Source organism: Hymenobacter tibetensis, assembly GCF_022827545.1.
Taxonomy (GTDB): domain Bacteria; phylum Bacteroidota; class Bacteroidia; order Cytophagales; family Hymenobacteraceae; genus Hymenobacter; species Hymenobacter tibetensis.
This window is the reverse complement of sequence record NZ_CP094669.1, coordinates 2,123,222-2,143,752: the sequence shown is the minus strand read 5'-3', so window position 1 is coordinate 2,143,752 and position 20,531 is coordinate 2,123,222. Positions and strand designations below refer to the sequence as shown.

Below are 20,531 nucleotides of genomic sequence, written 5' to 3'. Positions count from 1 at the left end.
ACAGCAATTGCCCTGCATTCCCGCTCGGGTCTTTGTTGGATTCAGTTTATGGTCAGTAGTCCTCGCTTGCACGAAACCCTGCTTTCTAATACACCCATTTTGCTTGCTTACAAGAAGCCTCCTGCTGGGTAGCCGCACCCACAGACACAGTTTCTGCTAATTAGTGGCTCCCCTACCCCTTATTAATAATTCATGACTGTTGCTTATCTATATAGACGGGTTGCTCAAGTGCCTGTACTTGCTCTTGCCTTTCGTACACTTCCTACTAGCCATAAGAACAAGCAACCCCCAATTGTTACCGGATTGGCGCAGCTATTCATCTGGTATAGCGACATTTACATTATCTTACAGGAATACATAGGTTTCTTGTGGCGTTTTGGTAGGAATACGTCTTCTTCAGTTGAAAGACTTGAAAACTCCGGCTGGGTTTAGTGGCCAAGCAAATACTTTCGTTGGCTAATACGTAGTTCTAAGCGCAACCCACACTTTGACATTTAATTGAGTTGACGAAACGCCAACTAAAACGTGCCCCGTGTAGCTCACCTACCAGTGATGTAGGGCGCTGCACGGGGCACGTTTTAGTTGGCGTTTCGTCAACTCAAGGAGCTATGGGTAGCCGAGTTGGCAAGACGCGTTTAGTGTTTTTATTTCAACAACAGCAGCATGAAAGAGAATTGCCGCGCAGCGTCATGAATGGATTTGAAGCGGCCGGAGGCCCCGCCGTGGCCCGCTTCCATGTCGGTGTGGAGAAGCACGAGGTTGTTGTCGGTTTTGGTGGCGCGTAGCTTGGCCACCCACTTAGCGGGCTCGAAGTACTGCACCTGCGAATCATGCAGGCCCGTGGTGACGAGCAGGTTAGGGTAGGCCTGAGCTTTGACCTGGTCATAAGGCGAATACGAAAGCATATAGTCGTAGTACTCTCGCTGGTTGGGGTTGCCCCATTCATCATACTCGCCGGTGGTCAACGGAATCGTATCGTCTAGCATGGTAGTTACTACGTCCACGAAGGGTACGGCCGCTACTACGCCTTTGTAGTACTCGGGGTGCATATTTATGACTGCGCCCATTAGCAAGCCGCCCGCGGAGCCGCCCGCTGCAAACAGCGTAGTCGGTGACGTGTACTGCTCCTTAATCAGGAAAGCCGAGCAATCAGTGAAATCAGTGAAGGTGTTTTTCTTGTTTAGCTTTTTGCCGTTTTCGTACCACTGCCGACCTAGTTCCTGCCCGCCCCGGATGTGGCAGATAACGTAGGCAAAGCCCCGATCCAGCAAGCTCAACCGGGCCGCGCTGAAACTTGGGTCGATGGAAATACCATAGGAACCGTAGGCGTATTGCAGCACAGGGGCGGTGCCATCCTTCTGGAAGCCTTTCTTGTACACGATGGACATCGGAATACGGGTGCCGTCTTGCGCGGTGGCGTATAGCCGCTCGGTCACGTAATTTTCCTTCTTGAACTCACCCAACACGGCCTGCTCTTTCAGCAAGGTTTTGGTGCGGGTACGCATGTTGTAGTCGTAGGTGCTCGTTGGTGTAGTGAGTGACGAATACCCATAGCGCAGCACGTGCGTGTCGAACTCCGGGTTGATGCTGATGGCCGCCGTGTACGTGGGCTCACCGAAGTTGAGGTAGTGCTCCTGCTTGTCTTTCCACTGTATCACGCGCAATTGCAGCAAGCCCTCTTGCCGCTCACCTAGCACCAGATAGTCGTGGAACAGCTCCATGTTTTCCAGAAACACATCAGGACGGTGCGGGATTATCTCCTGCCAGGCTGCCTTGCTGGTGTTTGAAACCGGCGTTTTGAGCAGCCGAAAATTAGGCGCGTCCGCATTGGACAGCACGTAGAAGCTATCCTCGAAGTGCTCGATTTCATACAGATGGTCGGCTTCCCGGGACAAGAACACCTGGAACTCGCCCGCTGGGTTGGTGGCCTCCAGGTAGCGCATCTCCGACGACATGGTGCTCCCCATCTGCACGAAAATGTATTGCCGTGACTTCGAGCGCCCCACCCCGATATGGAAGGTGTTGTCTTCTTCCTCGTACACCAGCACATCGGCAGCCGGATCGGTGCCGAGTTGGTGGCGGTAAATCTGGTAGGTCAGGAGCGTGTTTTCGTCTTGCTTGGAGTAGAACACGGTTTGATTATCAGCGGCCCACACGGCTTCCCCCCCGGTATTAAGTATTTGCTCGGGGTACAGTTCGCCCGTTGCCAGGTTCTTGAGGCGCAGCGTGTACATGCGGCGGCCCACCGTATCCACACTGAAAGCTAGGAGTTGGTTGTCGTTGCTTACCTGGAACCCGCCAATCTGGAAGTAGGCTTGGCCCTGCCCCATTTCGTTGGCATCGAGCAATACTTCTTCGGGAGCCTCTAAGCTGCCTTTTTTCCGGCAATAAATAGGGTACTCGCCGCCAGCTTCGTAGCGCACATAGTAGTAGTAGCCGTTGTCGTGGTACGGTACCGACTCGTCCTGTTCCTTGATGCGGCTCTTGATTTCCGTGAACAGCTCAGCCTGTAGCTCTTTCACCGGGGCCATTTCCTGCTCGAAATAGGCATTCTCAGCGCTCAAATAGTCGATTACCTCTGGGTTCTCGCGCTCATTTAGCCAATAATAGTTGTCGGTGCGAGTGCCGTGAGGCGAGGTGATCTGCTTGGGTTTGGGCGTGGCAATGGGGGGAGTGCGCATGAAATACAGTTCTGTTTGACCAAGGGTACGGCCACCTACTGTCAGTAGTTTGGAAGCCGCTTAAAGAAGAAAGTACGGGCTGCTGGAAAAGTTGAAATGCGCGGCCAGTACTTCCAACGAAAGCTGGCCGCCTCCTGAACCATAGCAAGGCTCCAGAAAACGGCCAGCGTGTTGTTGCCAGCAAGACCCTCGGCTGTCCTGCTGAGGGCCTTATTGTAGGCAGGTCTCTACCTGTTAGTCCGTTGAAGCAACATTAAAGACTATTCAAGCTTTGCTGCAGGGTTGTAATCTTGGTTTCGGCGTCGGCTAGTTTCTGCCGCTCCCGCTCCAATACGTCGGGCTTGGCGTTCTGCACAAATTTCTCGTTGGACAGTTTTTTCAACACAGAGTCGCGGAACCCTTGGGCGTATTCCAGCTCTTTTTCGAGGCGTGCTTTTTCTGCGCCCAAGTCGATCTGCCCTTCCAACGGCACAAAGAATTCGGCGCCGCCCGACACAAAGCTGACGGAAGCCGCCGGTGCGGCATCCACCAAACTGATTTCGCTTAAGGCCGCCAGCTTCCTGATAACGCCATCGTACTCGTGCAGTAGCGCGGCATCGTCGGTTTTAGCAGCCAGCGTCAACGGCTTGTTGGGTCCTAGGCCTTTCTGGTTCCGAATGGTACGTACGCCGGCTACAATTTCCAGCGCCCGCTCCATACGGGCCAGTAGCTCCGGAGCACCTGATACGGCCTGCACCTTAGGCCACGCGGCCACGCACACGTAGTCCTTTGCTCCCCGCTCGGCCAGTTCGTGCCAAATTTCCTCGGTGATAAAGGGCATGAACGGGTGCAGCAGCTTCAGCAAGGTTTCCAGGAAGCCAGTAGTATGGCGCAGGGTTTCGGGGTCGATGGGGGCCTGATAAGCCGGTTTCACCATTTCCAGGTAGTACGAGCAGAAGTCGTCCCATACCAGCTTGTACACCGTCATCAGCGCATCACTCATCCGGAACTTGTCGAAGTGCTCGTTCAGGTCGGTGAGCGTGGTGTGCAGCTTGGCCGAGAACCACTCTACGGCTTTGGCATTCGCAAACGGCAAGGAGGCATCCACTTCCCACCCCTGCGTGAGGCGGAAGGCGTTCCAGAGCTTGTTAGTGAAGTTGCGGCCCTGCTCTACCAACTTGATATCAAACAACAAGTCGTTGCCGGCTGGCGACGAGAATAGCATGCCCGTCCGCACGCCATCGGCACCGTACTGCGCAATCAAGTCAAGCGGATCGGGCGAGTTGCCGAGCTGCTTGCTCATCTTGCGGCCCTGGTCGTCGCGCACGATACCGGTGAGGTAAACGTTGCGGAACGGTACTTCGCGGCGGTACTCTAGCCCGGCCATAATCATGCGGGCCACCCAGAAAAACAGGATTTCGGGGGCCGTCACCAAATCATTGGTTGGGTAGAAATAGTTGACGTCGGCGTTGTCGGGGTCTTTAAAGCCATCAAACACCGAAATCGGCCACAGCCACGACGAAAACCAGGTGTCCAGTACATCATCGTCCTGGCGCAAGTCCGTGAGCTGTAGCTGTTCGTTGCTGCTCTTTTCACGGGCCAGCTTCAGGGCTTCTTCTGGTGTGAGGGCCACCACAAAGCTGCCGTCGGGCAGGTAGTAAGCCGGGATGCGCTGGCCCCACCACAGCTGACGCGAGATGCACCAATCGTGCACGTTCTCCATCCACGCCCGGTACATGTTCTTGAACTTGGGCGGATGCAGCTTGATTTCGTCGTTCTCGACGGCAGCAAGCGCCGGCTTGGCCAAGTGGTCCATTTTCAGAAACCACTGCAAGCTCAGCTTGGGCTCGATTACCGCACCGGTGCGCTCAGAGGTCTGCAATACGCTGGCGTATTCCTCTACCTTATCGAGCAAGCCAGCAGCTTCCAAGTCTTTCACAATGTTACGGCGCGCCGCAAACCGGTCTTGCCCAACATACAGTTCGGCTTTCTCATTGAGTGAGCCGTCGTTGTTGAGAATGTCGATAACGGGCAGGTTGTGCTTCAAGCCCAGCTCATAGTCGTTCAGGTCGTGCGCAGGCGTTACTTTCAGCGCGCCCGTCCCGAAATCAATAGCAACGTACTCGTCCAGAATAATTGGAATTTCACGACCGAGCAGCGGAATCCGAACTTTGGCGCCGTGCAGATGCGTGTAGCGGGGGTCGTTGGGGTTCACCGCTACCGCCACGTCCGCCATGATAGTTTCGGGGCGAGAGGTAGCCACGGTGATAGAGTTACCAGTGGCCGATGGCTGACCATTTGTATCGTTCTGGCCACCCACTACCTCGTATCGCAGGTGGTACATCTTGGCCATGGTGTCCTTGGCAATAACCTCTTCATCGGACACGGCGGTGCCGCCCTGGGGGTCCCAGTTCACCATCCGGATGCCGCGGTAGATCAGGCCCTTTTGGTAGAGGTCCACGAACACGCGCAAAACGGCTTCGGTCAGTTCGGGCTCCATCGTGAAACGAGTCCGGTCCCAGTCACAGGAAGCGCCTAGCTTCTTGAGCTGCTCCAGAATAATACCACCGTATTTTTCTTTCCACTCCCAGGCATGCTCCAGAAACTGCTCCCGGGTCAGGTCTTTCTTCTCGATGCCTTTCTCTTTAAGGGAGGCCACTACTTTGGCTTCAGTGGCAATGGAAGCGTGGTCAGTACCGGGCACCCAGCAGGCTTCTTTGCCCTGCATACGGGCGCGGCGCACCAGCACATCCTGAATGGTGTTGTTGAGCATGTGGCCCATGTGCAGAACCCCCGTCACGTTGGGCGGCGGAATTACCACCGAGTAAGGAAGTTTCTGCGGATTAGCCTTGGCTTTGAAAAAGCCCTGTTCCTGCCAGCGTTGGTACCATTTGGCTTCAACCTCAGCGGGAGTGTACGTTTTGGCGATGGACATCGACAATAGGAAAAAGTCAGTTTATATTAGCCCCAAAAGTAGGGTTTTACGCGCATGCCTTACTTGAGCCCCCTTGTCTATCGTTGATGTCTTGTTTTTATTCTGTCGTTAATCACAATTAAAGGCAGTAAAATCAATGATTAAGCCTATATTTGGGTTGCTTTGTTGAAAAAAGGGTGATCTTATTGTACATCTTACAAGGTAGATGTATGGCATAAATCACCTTAACACTGGCTTTTTTTTGGATTCGCAGCATGGCCGCTTTGTTTAAATTTCGTAGAACTCCTGCTCCACAGCCAGTGGTTTCTCCTGCTCCAGCAGCACCCGAGGTAACAACACCCAGTACGCCATCCGCCACAGATACCATTCGGATTGGAATGGGCCAATTGCTGGTGGAAGGTGGCGAACCAGACCGCAACTTGGCACGAGCGGCCCTCATGATAGCCGAAGCCGCCTCTCGCGGCTGCAACGTCATTTTGCTACCCGAAACGCTGGACTTCGCCTGGACGCACCCAAGCGCCCTTACGGAAGCACAACCCATTCCGGGTACCTACTCCGACCTGCTGTGCCAAGAAGCTGTTCGGCACAACATCTACATCTGTGCGGGTCTCACCGAGCTGGCTCCTAATGGCCAAGTGTACAATGCGGCACTGCTGATCAACCCCGAAGGAGAAATACTTACTAAGTACCACAAAATCAACTTGCTTACGGTAGAACAGCCCTATTACGCCGTAGGCCAAACGCTCAATGTAGTGGATACTCCGCTCGGTAAAATTGGCGTCAACATCTGCGCCGACAACTTTATCGACGGGTTATCCATTGGGCACACGCTAGCCCGCATGGGTGCCGAGTTTATTCTCTCACCTTCCTCCTGGACCGTCGACTATTCTATCACAGAAGAGCAAGACCCCTACCGTGAGAAATGGGTGAAGCCGTATTCCATTCTGGCGCGCCTCTACAACGTGGCTGTGGTAGGCACTACTTCTGTAGGCTACATTGTAGGTGGCCCTTATGAAGGCAAGAAAAGCATTGGCTGCTCGTTGGCCGTTGATGCGGCCGGTGTACGTGCCCAAGGAAAATTCAATGAGTTTGCCGGCGATTTAGTGGTGGTTGATATACCTCGCCCCAACAGAGGGGAAAAGGGCACGCAAATTGGAGAGATGTTGCTGCGTAAGGGCTTTAAGTTTGATACCTTGCCGTCTTAATTCCGTACTACCTGGAATTCATCGAGTTCCGACCCTTTCTGTTCTGCTTCACTTCCTGCTCCGTCTTGCATTCTGCAAGGCTACAACACCAACCTGCTCTTCCCCTTTTCACCATACAATATGGAGACTCGTACTCGCGAAGGTACCGTATCCCACTCCCATACTGCTCAAGGGTACCAGCGCTGTACGCGTTGTATCATGGATACTACGGTTCCTGGCATCACCTTCAATCCTAAGGGAGAATGTAATTTCTGTGAGGTACACGACCATATGGACCGAGCTTTCCCTCTAGGTGAAGCCGGACAGCGCAAAGTGCAGGAAATTGCCGCCGACCTGAAGAAATTAGGCCGAGGTAAAAAATACGACTGCGTGTTAGGCGTCAGTGGTGGCCGCGACTCGTCGTTTACCCTTTGGTATTGCGTGGTGAAGCTAGGGTTGCGCCCGTTAGCCGTACACTTCAACGACGGCTTCGGCAACCCTGTAGCCGGCGAGAACATGGTAAAAGCCTGCCACAAGCTTGGGGTGGAAATGCGTACCATTACCTCGGACTGGCGCGAATCGAAAGACCTGAAGATTGCCTTCCTAAAGGCTTCTACGCCGGATATGGAAGAGGGCACCGACGTAGGCATTGCCACGGCACTGTATGGCGTGGCAGCCAAAGAAGGCATCCAGCGGGTGGTAATCGGGCAGTCGTTCCGAACGGAAGGCATTGCGCCGCTTACTTGGAACTACCTGGATGGCAAATATCTGAAGGCGGTACACAAACGATTTGGTACTGTCCCGCTGCGCCCTTGGAAGCCCAATGATCCTGGTTTTCACTTGGATTTGGAGCAGATGTTCTACTACGCTTTCATCCGCCGTATCAAGACCGTAACGCTGCTCTACCACGTAGACTACGTCCGGGCTGATGTAGATGAATTGCTGACCCGGGAACTGGATTGGGTGAACCCTGGTGCGCACTACTTCGATGACCTCTATCAAAGCGTCATCTACTACCTCAACCGGACCAAGTTCAACATCGACCGGCGCCTGTTCAACTATTCCGCCATGGTTCGCTCAGACCAGATGAGCCGGGAGGTGGCTTTGGAGCGCATAAAGCACATCAACGGCATCGAAGATGAGCGGGTAATCAATCTGTGCATCAAGCGTTTGGGCTTGACGCGTGCGGAATTTGAGGAGATTGTAAAAACTCCACCCAAAACCTTCCGCGACTACCCTAACAATTACTCCCTGATCCGGAAGCTCCGTTGGCCTATCAAAATCCTTAGCCAGCTGAATCTGATCCCGGAATCTGCTTACGATAAGTACTTCAACTGCGGTACTTAATAAGTCTAGTATTTCATTGTATGAGCGGGGCGCGGGCTGTGGTGTACAGTTTGCGCCCCGTTTCTATTATAGATACCTATTACCTGCTGGTAGGATGGCCTGTAAGGTTTGTGTTTCAAGGACACCCGCCTTCCCATACTAGCTTCAGCCACGACAGAGCGGCAATTTTGGTACGCTTTAGACTCGCATCGCTAAGGGTTTGGCCCGCTTCTTACGCAATGCTATTGCCTCTTATTGAGTCTATATATAATTAATTGAATAGTACATAATTAATTCATTGCTAGGTTATGTGGGGTAATATCCTTCTATTCAAGAAACGAGTTCTGTTCCAACCCCAAAACCAACCCTCCCATGAAGAAAACCTTTTTACCCATGCTCACCTTGTCGGCTGGCTTGGGCGCCTTATCGTTGTTGGCTGGCTGCGCCAGTGATAAAGAAGTTTCTCCAGACAGCAATCCAACCAGCGCGGCCACCCAGGATGCTAAAGCCGAAGAGGCCTATCCTGGCCAGACAGGGGCTATCCGTACTGGCTATCTGTCGGGGCAGCCGATAGCTTACCAGGAAGTAAACGGAGAAAACGTATACGAAGGCGATATTCTACTTACCTCGGAGCAAGTGAATGATCGGGTGGCCCATCCGGAAAGTGCCGGCCGCAACAGCGGGCTTTGGCCGAGCGGCATCATCTACTACACCATTGACGGTGCTTTGCCTAGCAAAAACCGCGTGACGGACGCCATTGCCCATTGGGAGGCGAATACCACTATTCGGTTTGTGCAGCGCACCACCCAAACGGCTTACGTTACGTTCCGGGTGGGCTCTGGCTGCTCGTCCAACATTGGCCGGCTGGGGAGAGTGCAGTACATCAACCTCGCCTCCGGCTGCTCCACTGGCAATACCATCCACGAAATTGGGCACGCCCTGGGCTTGTTTCACGAGCAAACCCGCACTGACCGCGACAATTTCGTGACCATCAACACTGGAAACATCGAAAGCGGGTACGAAAACAACTTTGCGAAGTACACGGCCCTTGGCTATACGGGCACCGACTTTGGCCCCTTGGATTTCGGGTCTATCATGATGTATGGGTCCTATTCTTTCTCCTCGAACGGCCAGCCCACTATCGTCAAGAAAGACGGCTCAACCTTCAACATCCAGCGCACCGGCTTGTCGGCCGGCGACAAGAGCGGCATCGATACCATGTACTAAGCTAGCGCGACGCTTATAGCTGGAACTATAAAAACCAGGTAATAAGACAAGTAGCTGGCCCCACAAACAAAAACCCACTCCTGCGAGTGGGTTTTTGTTTGTGGGGCCAGCTACTTTAAGTGCTGAAGCTTACGCTTCGGCGTGCAGCCACTGTTTTTTGGCTGTCAGTTTTTCCCGTGGTTCGCGGTAGTCGGGGTCGTCTACGCAGCAGTCTACGGGGCAAACGGCAGCACACTGCGGTTCTTCATGGAAACCCACGCACTCGGTGCACTTATCGGATACGATGTAGTAATACTCGTCGGAGATGGGAGTCTGGGGGGCAACGCCAGAAACGGTTTTACCGCCGTCAATAGTAACTTCCTTTAAGGCAGTACCATCAGACCAGCGCCATGCAGCGCCGCCTTCGTAGATAGCAGTATTGGGGCATTCCGGTTCGCAGGCACCACAGTTGATGCACTCGTCGGTTATCATGATGGCCATAGCCGTAGAATCAGGTGAAGTGAGTACTGGTGTGTATTTACGCGAAAAAAACTTGTTTGGCGGTTTCTTGCCCACGTAAAAGTAGAAACTAACTCGTAGCCTTGCGAGTTTTTTATGGATTCCTATTCGTTGAACTCTCGAACGGAAACGTAACGGGGTTGTGGATCCTGCTACGCACCACGCGCAGCCTGAACGCCGAACTTCCTCTCCTGTTTTGGAGTCCAATCTGTTACCTCACCCTTTAGATTTTTCATGATCCACTCCGACCGCCTGGCCGCTTTTGTTGCCCTAGGCCAGCACCTGCGCCAACTCTCCCCCGATACTTTAGCCCAATTAGCTGCGCAGGCACGCAACCGCAACGCCTGGTTCGACCAGCCTAGCGTGACGCTGGCCGTGCATAGTATAAGCGAAATGCTGGCTGAGGAGCCTCTGCGGCGCTGGGCAGCCCGCTACCCCGCTGAGCCGGCTGTGCCGCGCCAGGTTGGGGTTGTGATGGCCGGAAATATTCCGTTGGTGGGTTTCCATGACGCGCTTTGCGTGCTACTAAGTGGCCACACGCTCCTCGCGAAGCTCAGCAAAGACGACGCAATCCTCATGACCTGGATTTTAGGAGAACTGACGCGCATCGAGCCCCGCTTTCAGGAACGCGTGCAGATCCTGGAGCGGCTCAACGCTGCCGATGCCTTCATTGCCACGGGTTCCGACAACACGGCGCGGTATTTCGACTACTATTTTGGCAAGCGGCCCCACATCATCCGCCGTAACCGCACAAGTCTGGCCGTACTAACCGGCAACGAAACCGACCACGAATTAGGGCTATTAGGAGAAGATATCTTCCGCTATTACGGGCTGGGCTGCCGCAACGTGAGCAAGCTCTTCGTGCCGAAGAACTACAACTTTTCGCCGCTGCTAGACTCCTTGCAGCCGTGGCACCACGTAGCCAACCATCATAAGTACAACAACAACTACGACTACAACAAAAGCATTCTGCTGGTAAACGGGGTACCCCACCTGGATACCGGTTTCCTGCTGCTGCTAGAAAGCCCGCTGCTGGTTTCTCCTATTTCGGTGCTGCATTACGGCACGTATGCACACGAGGTGGACTTGGTGGATCAACTAACGGATGTGGCAGCGCAAACGCAATGCATTGTCTCGGGCAGTGGCATATGGGCCGGAAGTGTGGCTTTCGGGCAGGCCCAGTGCCCCGGTGTATCAGAATACGCCGATGGAGTAGACACCATGGCCTTCCTTGCAGAATTAACATAAGCAGCAAACACGTCAACAGAGGCCCGGCTGATACTGTCGGGCGTATCGTTTTCGCATTCGCCTGCTTTACAAACCAAAAGGCCGCTCTAAAAGTAGAGCGGCCTTTTGCTATGGCTTAGCCACAAATTGTTGTGGTAGCTAATACGGCGCTTGCAGTGAGCTATACTCGCTCCAGCGTTTTGGCAATAAGGTCGTGCATTACGACATCGGTATTAGTAGCAAACTCGCCGGTGGCACGGTTGGCTACAATAGCATTCAACGACACCACTTCGTGCCCTAACAGCCGGCCGAGTGCGTAGTAACCGGCCGTTTCCATCTCGAAATTAGTGAGCCGGAACTCGCCTTCGGCGCTTTGGTAGCGGAAGTTCTGGAATTGCTCGATCAGGTCAGGGCGGCGCAAGTCGAGGCGCAGTACCCGGCCTTGAGGCCCGTAAAAGCCCGGGCACGTGAGGGTGTTGCCCACCACCATGCCGGCTCCCAACTGCTCGCGCAGCAGATCGGTGCCCCGTACGCAGTATGGGCGGTAGTCGAGCGCCAAGGCCTGTTGCACACCAGTGCCCACTTCTATTTCCAACCCCGTTTCAACCAACGGGTAGAACTGCATCAACGAATCGAGCCCTACGGCATGCTCGGTAACTAGGTGCGAGCCAACAGGAATATCTGCCTGCAAGGCCCCGCTGGTACCTACCCGAACGATGCGCAACGCAATGTGCTCTTCATGGGGCCGCACTTCGCGGGTTATAAAGTCAATATTGACCAAAGCATCCAACTCATTGAGCAGAATATCAATGTTGTCGGTACCCATGCCGGTGCTAATGACCGTCAAGCGCTTGCCCTTGTAATAGCCGACGTGCGAGACAAACTCGCGCTTGTGCATCTTGGTTTCGATGGAGTCGAAGTGTTCACTTATCAGTGCCACCCGCTCCGGGTCCCCCACCGTGATGATCGTATCGGAAATGTGGTCAGGCTGCAGGTTGAGATGATAAATGCTGCCGTCTTTGTTGAAAATCAGCTCAGATTCGGGAATGGGCATGGCGAGAGGGATTGGGGAAGGAAAGCAAAACGTCTGTTATCGGATGCCGATGAAGAACCTTCCTACGAGAGAACAAGCCGTTATGATGACTTGCGCCTCAGTAAGATCGGGCATTAGCGTCGCGAGGCAGCCGCTTGCCAACCTAGCGAACGGGTGCGCGGTAAGAAATCAGGCCTTGCTCGGGGCGGTAGTGGTTGCTGATTTTGGGGTACGTGCCGGTGCCATCGTAAGGGCGCTTGTCGGGGTGCTCCTGGCAGGCGGGCGAGCAGGCGCCTTGCATTTGTTCGCCACAGCTTTCGCAGAGCGGAACGTGGGCGTTGCAGTGCGGATTGGCACAGTTTACCATACGGTCGGAAGGCGTGTGGCAGTGGTGGCACTCACTGATAACGGTAGGGTTGACGTGGTTGACGTCAACGGCCACACGGCCGTCAAACACGTAGCATTTGCCCTCGAAATCCTCACCACCTGCTTCCAAGCCGTATTTGATGATGCCTCCGTGCAGTTGGTACACGTTCTCGAAGCCTTGTTCCAGCAGATAGGCGCTGGCTTTTTCGCACTTGATGCCGCCGGTGCAATACGTGAGAATCTTCTTGTCCTTGTATTGCTCTAGCCGCTCGAGGCGGTCTGGGAACTCGCGAAAGTTCTCGATGTCCAACGTTACGGCATTCTTGAAACGCCCCAGCTCGTACTCGTAATCCGAGCGAACATCCACAATAACTACGTCGTCCTGGTCTTTCAGGTCCCGAAACTCCTCGGGCGAAAGGTGGATGCCGGTCCGCTCATACGGCTTGATATGCGGCAGCCCCACGTGCACAATTTCCGGCTTCACGCGCACGTGCAGCTTCTGAAACGTATGGGCTTCTGCTTCTTCTACTTTGAATTCCAATGCAGCAAACCGCGGATCGGCTTTCACCAGCCGCATATATTCCGCACAATCGGCCGTCAGGCCCGAAACGGTTCCGTTCAGGCCTTCCGGTGCTACAATGATGCGCCCGCGCAGGTTGAGCTGCAAGCAAAGGCGGTGGTGCTCTTCCCGAAACGCTTCTGCGTCGGCAATCGGCGTGTAGCAGTAGTAAAGTAAAACGCGGTAATCCATTTTCTTAAGGAAGAATTAAGAATCAAGAATTGACACTAGGATGCTTCTTTGAAGCTTGTCTCCTACTTGTGAACCTCTACTTCTCAAGTACTAACTAAACCTTAACGGCTGGGTTGCCAAACACGGTTTGGTTGGCTGGTACATCGGCCACTACCACGGAGCCAGCGCCGATACGGGCTTTATTGCCAATCTTCACACCGGCCACTACCACTACCCCGGCACCAATGAATACTTGCTCGCCCACTACCACGCCGGCGTTGAGAATTGCCCCAGGGCTCAACTGAGAATAATCCCCCAGTTCCGCTTTGGCTTCGACCACGGCATTGGCCCCAATCAGGCAGCCATTACCCACTTTGGCCGTGCCGGCCACCACAGCATTGGCACCTACCTGATTGCCATGACCGAGCCAGGCGTGCGGCGATACGCTGGCCCGCTGATGAATAGCATTGACGGGTACCACTTCGTACTCGTCGTGTAGCATGGTGGTGAGGCTGCGGCGGCTAGCCGTATCTTCTGTGGCCACGAACACTTCGCACTTCTTGCCAAGCAGCTTGAGGAGTTCTTTATCGTCGGTGTTACCCATCACGGGCACGTCGAATATTTCAGTGTTTTGGAGCTTGGTGTCATCGTCGAGGAGGCAGTAGACTACCACATCGTTGGAAAGGAAAGCGTCGAGGGCAGCAATACCCACGGTTTGGGCACCAAGAATGATAACGGGGTTTTCCATACGTAGCGAGAAGGAGCCGACAGAGCATCGACCGAATTCAAACCACAAAGATACGCCACTGCTCGCAGCCTTCCACGCTCAAGCTGCTTGATTCCGACTGGTGCTTACAAGCCAACTCGCCGAAGCAGACGGGCTGCGTACTCGTTCTGGAGCGCCAGCCACAGCAACAACGGCAACAAGGCCACGCGGTAGCGGTTCAAGGTGCCTAGGTTGGGCGTACTCAAGCCCAACAGCACGGCCATGGCCACGCAGTAGAATAGCACGGCCACCACCAACGCAAAAGGAAGGCGCCCTCCCCTACCTTGGCAGGCAGCCACCAGTGCCACCCCCAGAACCCCAAGCAGCACTACGTTTTCCATTCCCACTACTTTATACAGCACCCCAGCTTCCCAGAACCAGGGCCGGCTCAGCGCCTCCCAAGCCGCTTGCGGAGCATTCTGCGCTACGCTCTCAGTGGTAGGGCGCAAATCATCGAACTTGATGCGGGGTCGTGTTCCAGACTGCCGGCTTAATTCATTGTAGTTGCGCAACAGCTGGAGTGTGATTCTATTCTGCCGGAATATCAGGCTTACTTCACTCCCTACCCACGCCCCCGCACCTATTGTAACTGCAAACACCGCCACGATTATCCAGCGCCGCCGGGCTCCCCCCAACTGCTGTACCACCCACACCACCGTAAGCCCCCCCATTGCACTAAAGAGGAGCGCAGCAAAGAAGTAGCGCATCTTGAACTGCAGCACAGCCATAAGCACGAAAACCACTACGCTCCACGCTGAAAACGGCTTGTTATTATAAAGCCACTGCAAGAAAACAGCCAATAGTCCTGCCGCACTCCCAACCACCAGACACTCCTTGGTAAGGCCTGCCGACCAATACACCACCGTTGGCCAGACTAAAAACCCAACCAGTGCGGCCCCTTTAGGAGTTGCGGGAAAAGTATCGGCAATAGTCCGCACCAACATCCAGCAGGCCACGAAGCTGAACAACGTGTAATACAGCGCATTCAGCCACAGGCTGTGCATCGAAAACAGATTCAGGACCGATACGATCTTCCACATAAAAAACGTATTGGAATACCCGTGAAACACCAGATGCCAGTCCTGATAGTGGAACGCATCACTGGTAGCCGTTTCCAACCACGCGGGAAAGCTTTCCCGCAATTGCCGGGTAACGGGATTGGAAAACACCTGAATGTACAAGGCATCAGAACTGAGGTTCCAGCAGGCCGCAACCCAAGCCAGCAGCTTCAGTGCCAGCGTCGGCAGTAGCCACCGTCCTAGTTGTGGGTCCTGTAGCTGGGTGCGAAGCCACCTCCAGAATAATGCAGCCAGCGCGGCATTAAGCAGGATTGCCAACGCTAGCTTCATCGGCTGGCTGGATGGCGTTGCAGAATCCGACTACCTACCGCGCATTGCAGGCAACGCCGCGGAGCACAGTAGGTCCGGTGGAGTGCCAACAACCCCTGCGAATCAGCGGAACTGCGGTGTTGAAAGCCCAGAGCTGCATACTCGTCGGTGAGGTGGTTGTGCTCGGCAGGCAGCAGACTTAGCAGCGCTACCACACTTTCTACTAGCTCGGGCTGCCCTACATGGCGCGCATACGCTACACGCAGAGGCACTACCACGTTGGTAATCAACACGTGAATGCTGCTCTTGCCCAGGCTAGGCACGTTGCCGGCTACACCAGGCCGATAATGGTTTCGCCAATAGTCGGCAGTAGGCACTTGGAAGAACTTCAGTAAAGTGGGAAGGTCGGCGGCAGTCAAGAAAGCATCGAACAGCGCAGGCCGCGCGTGCAATACGGCGACCAACTGCGCCAAACGCACCGACGGAAAGTTTGCGGGGCGGAGCCGCAAAAAATTCCATTCGTGGGCAGCCAGCGCCGTACCATGCAAGCTGTATTTGTGGCGTAAGAATTCAAATTCGCGGCGCAGTTTCGCTATGTACTCGTCTGCGGCAGTTGCTTCGGTTTCTTCCAAGAATCCAGCCTGCCCGAATACGAGTGCCTCTAACTGCACTGGGTCGTGGCGGTGCCGACGAAGTATAGCCAGCGGCAGCGCCTTGGCAAGCCGGGCCAGCGGCTCGCTATTTTTTTGGAAGCCAAACGCGGTGGCCAAGGTGTGGTATGCCGTAGCTTCCCAATCTCCTTCTACACGTTGGTGCAGTTCTGAGACAATGGCCGCTTTCAGCTCCAACCGCTCCAGCAAGGCTCGTTCTACCATGCTAGTGCGCGTAACCTCCGGCACCAGCGGCAACTGCGTGGTGCAGGGTAGTACAGCCGTGGGCTGCTCCAACAACCGTTGATACGCCTGTAACAGGTCAGGAGCAATGCGCGACGCTAGTGCTAAGGCGGGCACGATACTGCCATCAATGCGCTGGACCGGCTGGTCGGCTTCGTAGACCACGTGCAGCACTACCTGGTCATATTTGGCATCGGTTTGGTGCTGATGCCGATGCCAATCGGAGGCTTTCAAATGAATTTCCACAGCTCCATTCCACTCCACTTCGGCTAGCTGCAACCGGGCCGTCAAGAAGTCCGGGCCAGCGTCGGCGTTGCGGTAGCCGGGTTTGAGAACGGTAATCAGTTGGCCATCGGTAGTACGTAGATCAGTTTTATCGAAATATTGGTGTTGCCACACATAATGGAGAAAGTCTTCCTGCATAATTCAATCAAATAAATAGCACGAAATATACGCGTTGTCATTTGACGCTACTACTCCACATAGAGGTAAGCGTAGCATTTAGTGCAACCCGTTACTAGTGGCCTTTCTTCAACAAAAGATGCATTAGACCCTTTGACACCACCTTTTCAGAACCAAAACGGCCCGCCTCTGCACTAAGCAGAAGCGGGCCGGACCATTTAGCAGTAGGTTTTAGCGTAGGTCGATAACCTTTACACCTTTGTACTTGGCTTTGTCGAATGCGAAAGTGGTGGCATCAACAGGCACGTTGGGCGTGAACTTGTTGATTTTAACGGTGTAGCGGTTGCCGTTCTTCTTGAACATCTGCCAGCTTTTTACCGAGTTATCCGTCTTGCTCACTTTCATGCGCACCTTGAAAATAGGGTTGCTGCGGTCTTCGGGAGCTAGTTCAATAATATCAACCAATTCACCGGCTTCTTTAGCTTGCTGTACATACGAGTACTTGTACCCCTTCTTGTAGAGCGTATAAATCTGGGCGGGCGAAATCTCTTGCTCATCTGACTCATAATCAGAGATGTTCACCTCGTTTTCGGCTTTCATGTAAGTGTACATGGTTTTGCCGTCGTTGATGACTTCCTGGCCGCTCATCTTCAAGCGAAACTTCTGACCACTCACAGTGATGTCGCCACTCATGTTCTCTTTCACCTTCGCTGCATCGTTTTCCAGCGTTTGTGTGAAAGAGGCTTTGAAGGCTTTCATTGCCTGATATTTGGCGCTCATCTGGTCTAAAATCTTACCCGCTTTGGGGTCCTGCTGCGCGGTAGCAGTAGTGAAGAGGGACACTGAAAGCGCAAACAGGGCGAGAATTTTTTTCATTACAAAAAAGTGGTTCAGTAGAGAGTAGTACAAAGACGTACGTAGCCGGGCTTTGTTTAAGACTTAACAAAAAGAAGTTTAAAATGATCCTTCCCGGGCTCTATATCGTGCTTGCCTACCTATTTCGGTAAGGCATTCAACAACTGTTCCAAACTATATTCATCAGGAATCAGCACTTCGCGGGCCTTGCTCCCTTCAAACGGACCTACCACGCCGGCGTGCTCCAACTGGTCGATCAGACGGCCTGCCCGGTTGTACCCCAGCTTCAAACGGCGTTGCAGCAACGACGTGCTGCCTTGCTGATGCGTGACAATAACGCGAGCGGCTTCCTCGAACATCGAGTCGCGCTGGGCGGGGTCCATGTCCTCCATGTCGCCGTTGCCCCCACCCGATTCGCCTACCACCTCAGGCAAGAAGTAAGCATCCGGATACCCCTGCTGCTCGCCAATGTAGTCGCAGAGGCGGTCCACCTCGGGTGTGTCGATGAAGGCACACTGCACCCGAATAATGTCGGAGCCCTGCGAGATGAGCATGTCACCCTGGCCTACCAGTTGGTCGGCGCCGCCAGCATCGAGGATAGTGCGCGAGTCAATCTTGGAGGTCACCTTGAAGGAAATCCGGCACGGGAAGTTAGCCTTGATAATACCAGTGATAACGTTTACGGAAGGACGCTGGGTGGCTACAATGAGGTGAATGCCGATAGCACGCGCCAGCTGCGCTAGGCGTGCAATGGGCGTTTCCACTTCCTTGCCAGCCGTCATCATCAAGTCGGCCAGCTCGTCGATTACCAGCACGATGAATGGCAAGTAACGGTGGCCCTTTTTGGGGTTTAAGCGCCGCTCGATGAACTTGCGGTTGTATTCCTTGAGGTTGCGGCAACCCGCGTCTTTCAGCAAATCGTAGCGCCGGTCCATTTCCATGCACAGCGAGTTCAGCGTGTTCACCACCTTCTTGGTGTCGGTGATGATGGCCTCCTCGGTATCGGGCAGCTTGGCTAGGAAGTGGCGCTCTATCTTGTTGAAGATGCTTAGTTCCACCTTCTTGGGGTCAACCAGCACGAACTTAAGCTGGGCTGGATGGCGCTTGTAAAGCAAGGAGGCCAGAATCACGTTCAGTCCCACCGACTTACCCTGGCCGGTGGCACCCGCCATCAGCAAGTGAGGCATTTTGGCCAAGTCCACCACAAACACTTCGTTGGTGATGGTCCGTCCGAAGGCAATGGGCAAATCCATTTCGGTGTGGGCAAACTTCTCGGTGCTGAACACCGACCGGATGCTGACCATTTCCTTCTTGGTGTTTGGCACCTCGATGCCGATGGTGCCTTTGCCGGGAATCGGGGCAATAATCCGGATGCCCAACGCGGCCAAGCTCAGGGCAATATCGTCTTCCAAGCTCTTGATCTTGGAGATACGCACCCCGGCATCCGGCACAATTTCGTAGAGCGTAACCGTGGGGCCAATGGTGGCCTTGATGCTGGCGATGTTGATGCCGTAGTGACCGAGCGTTTCCACAATGCGGTCCTTGTTGGCTTCCAGCTCTTCTTTGGATACCTGAGCTTTGGCTTGCCCATAGTCGTTGAGCAATTCCAGCGTGGGGTACTGGTAGCGCGAAAGGTCCAGCGTCGGGTCGTAGTTGACGGCCGGCATGGCGTCGGCATCCTCGTCTTCGTCGGCAATAACGGCCATGTCGGCGCCGGCGGCGGGGTCCAGCTCGCCCTGCTTGGTTGCAATCTGCAAGGCGGGCTGCTGAGAAGTTGCCGCTGGCAGGGGGGCATCGTTATCAACCAGATCAGCCAATGAGAGGGGCGTGGGCACCCGCGTGGGCATAGCGGCTACCGGCTCCGGATCAACGGCCGATTCAATAGAAAAGCTTGGCCCTTTGGCAGGGGCCACAGCGCCACCTGATGCCATAGTAGCAGCAGCATTAGCAACATTGAGTGCAACGGTAGCTGGTGCTACTGTGAGCGGCAATGCAGCACCAGCAACGGGCAACGCAGCGGCGGCTCCCGTCAGGGCGGCAGCGCCAGCGGCTGGCGCCACGCTAAAGGCAGGCGAAGCTATAGAACCAGAGGTAACAACAGGAGCATCCGGTTCCTCGTCGGCTTCGGGGCGGACAACGGCAGCAGGGCGAGTTACCACGGGCGTAGGCCGCAACGAGCGGACTGTTATGCCCAAATCCCGTTCCGGTTCCTCTTCTATAGCGGCCGGGCCAAATGCCTCCTGCCCTACTACCGCACGCGGCTCAGAGGCAACGTGTGGGTTGCCTACTGGCTCGTCTTCCTCCCCTGCTTCGGTTCCGAAACGAGGTAAAGCGAGCGAGGTAACGTTGAAGAAGAACACGACAAAGGAAATCAGTAGGAAAGCCAGGAGCAACACAGTTCCCCACCCAATCAGGCTGTCAAGCCAGAGAGCCACTTCGTAGCCGATACCACCGCTCAGAAAATCGAGCCGATGCCCAAGCGCCGGATCGGCTCCGGGTGTTTGCATGGTCAGCACCACGTATCCGAGCAGCACACTGAGCCACCCCATCAGGAAGGTACAGAGCGCCAGAACGTAGCTCACCGACACGCCTGCTCGCCGGAACACAATCTTATAGCCCAGGAAGAATACGATGGGAATAAGCGCAAAAGCTGCTACGCCGAACCCTTTGTAAATGAACACCTGCGCTACGAGAGCCCCCAGAAGCCCAAACCAATTGCCTGTTTCCTGGCCGGCATCTTTCACCGTGGTCCGGTCTAGCCCAGCTACCACGCTTTGGTCGGCGTGGCCCGTGAACAGGAACGAGAGGAAGGCAATTGTTAGATAGAGCGAGCCCAGCAAAAAGAAAAAGCCAAGGAATAGCTGAAACCGCCGGTCGCGCACAAAGGCAAACATGCCGCCGAAGTTGAAAGAAGGTAGCTTCAGGGGACGACGAGGCGCTTTGGGAGCAGCCGGGCGGCTTTCAGAAGCCCGACGGTTTTCACGCGGAGCAGCGGGTTCGGCCGGAGCCGGCCGCGGCACGGTAGTACGCGGCTGTCGGGGCTCATTGGCCCGGCCAACTGGCGTAGGTTGATCTTGTTTGTACGTATTTTTAGCCATTCT

At 54.6% G+C, this 20,531-nt stretch carries 14 protein-coding genes; 4 read left to right on the top strand and 10 right to left on the bottom strand.

Annotated features, from left to right (window positions below):
* Positions 1 to 644: 644 nt before the first annotated feature.
* Together MTX78_RS08510 and MTX78_RS08505 are read right to left on the bottom strand one after the other, a co-directional pair.
* Positions 645 to 2,681: a S9 family peptidase gene (locus MTX78_RS08510; protein WP_243801699.1), complete on the bottom strand. Its 2,037-nt coding sequence runs from the start codon at positions 2,679 to 2,681 to the stop codon at positions 645 to 647.
* A 253-nt stretch (positions 2,682 to 2,934) separates the two neighbouring features.
* Positions 2,935 to 5,595 (bottom strand): valine--tRNA ligase, encoded by a 2,661-nt coding sequence (locus MTX78_RS08505; protein WP_243801697.1) that lies wholly within the window; start codon positions 5,593 to 5,595, stop codon positions 2,935 to 2,937.
* Between the two features lie 377 nt (positions 5,596 to 5,972).
* Here MTX78_RS08505 and MTX78_RS08500 point away from each other — a divergent pair, with 377 nt between their 5' ends.
* The 3 genes from MTX78_RS08500 to MTX78_RS08490 all read left to right on the top strand — a co-directional run bounded on the left by MTX78_RS08500 (position 5,973) and on the right by MTX78_RS08490 (position 9,332).
* Positions 5,973 to 6,800 carry a carbon-nitrogen hydrolase family protein gene (locus MTX78_RS08500; RefSeq protein ID WP_243801695.1) on the top strand — a complete coding sequence of 276 codons (828 nt, stop codon included), beginning with the start codon at positions 5,973 to 5,975 and terminating at the stop codon, positions 6,798 to 6,800.
* A gap of 198 nt (positions 6,801 to 6,998) precedes the next feature.
* Positions 6,999 to 8,126 carry an adenine nucleotide alpha hydrolase family protein gene (locus MTX78_RS08495; protein ID WP_243801693.1) on the top strand — a complete coding sequence of 376 codons (1,128 nt, stop codon included), beginning with the start codon at positions 6,999 to 7,001 and terminating at the stop codon, positions 8,124 to 8,126.
* A gap of 351 nt (positions 8,127 to 8,477) precedes the next feature.
* On the top strand, positions 8,478 to 9,332 hold the full coding sequence (locus MTX78_RS08490; protein WP_243801691.1) for a M12 family metallopeptidase: 855 nt from the start codon (positions 8,478 to 8,480) through the stop codon (positions 9,330 to 9,332).
* A 129-nt stretch (positions 9,333 to 9,461) separates the two neighbouring features.
* Here MTX78_RS08490 and MTX78_RS08485 read toward each other — a convergent pair whose 3' ends face one another.
* Positions 9,462 to 9,812: a 4Fe-4S dicluster domain-containing protein gene (locus MTX78_RS08485; RefSeq protein WP_243801689.1), complete on the bottom strand. Its 351-nt coding sequence runs from the start codon at positions 9,810 to 9,812 to the stop codon at positions 9,462 to 9,464.
* Between the two features lie 252 nt (positions 9,813 to 10,064).
* On the opposite strand from MTX78_RS08485, the gene MTX78_RS08480 reads away from it, so the two are divergent.
* A complete protein-coding gene (locus tag MTX78_RS08480; RefSeq protein ID WP_243801687.1) occupies positions 10,065 to 11,078 on the top strand; it encodes an acyl-CoA reductase in 1,014 nt (337 codons plus the stop codon).
* 160 nt (positions 11,079 to 11,238) lie between these two features.
* Here MTX78_RS08480 and MTX78_RS08475 read toward each other — a convergent pair whose 3' ends face one another.
* The 7 genes from MTX78_RS08475 to MTX78_RS08445 form a co-directional block, all read right to left on the bottom strand.
* Positions 11,239 to 12,111: a nucleoside phosphorylase gene (locus MTX78_RS08475; RefSeq protein ID WP_243801685.1), complete on the bottom strand. Its 873-nt coding sequence runs from the start codon at positions 12,109 to 12,111 to the stop codon at positions 11,239 to 11,241.
* Positions 12,112 to 12,253: 142 nt separating this feature from the next.
* The gene (gene trhO / locus MTX78_RS08470) at positions 12,254 to 13,207 is read right to left on the bottom strand and encodes an oxygen-dependent tRNA uridine(34) hydroxylase TrhO (protein WP_243801683.1); all 954 of its coding nucleotides are present in this window, start codon (positions 13,205 to 13,207) and stop codon (positions 12,254 to 12,256) included.
* 94 nt (positions 13,208 to 13,301) lie between these two features.
* Positions 13,302 to 13,934, bottom strand: coding sequence for a NeuD/PglB/VioB family sugar acetyltransferase (locus MTX78_RS08465; protein ID WP_243801681.1), 633 nt, complete (start codon positions 13,932 to 13,934; stop codon positions 13,302 to 13,304).
* A 104-nt stretch (positions 13,935 to 14,038) separates the two neighbouring features.
* On the bottom strand, positions 14,039 to 15,301 hold the full coding sequence (locus MTX78_RS08460; protein WP_243801679.1) for a hypothetical protein: 1,263 nt from the start codon (positions 15,299 to 15,301) through the stop codon (positions 14,039 to 14,041).
* The gene (locus MTX78_RS08455) at positions 15,298 to 16,596 is read right to left on the bottom strand and encodes a DUF2851 family protein (protein ID WP_243801678.1); all 1,299 of its coding nucleotides are present in this window, start codon (positions 16,594 to 16,596) and stop codon (positions 15,298 to 15,300) included. Before MTX78_RS08455 ends, MTX78_RS08460 begins: the two co-directional genes overlap by 4 nt.
* Positions 16,597 to 16,806: 210 nt before the next feature.
* Positions 16,807 to 17,451 carry a LolA family protein gene (locus MTX78_RS08450; RefSeq protein ID WP_243801676.1) on the bottom strand — a complete coding sequence of 215 codons (645 nt, stop codon included), beginning with the start codon at positions 17,449 to 17,451 and terminating at the stop codon, positions 16,807 to 16,809.
* Positions 17,452 to 17,570: 119 nt separating this feature from the next.
* On the bottom strand, positions 17,571 to 20,528 hold the full coding sequence (locus tag MTX78_RS08445) for a DNA translocase FtsK (RefSeq protein ID WP_243801675.1): 2,958 nt from the start codon (positions 20,526 to 20,528) through the stop codon (positions 17,571 to 17,573).
* Between the last annotated feature and the right edge of the window lie 3 nt (positions 20,529 to 20,531).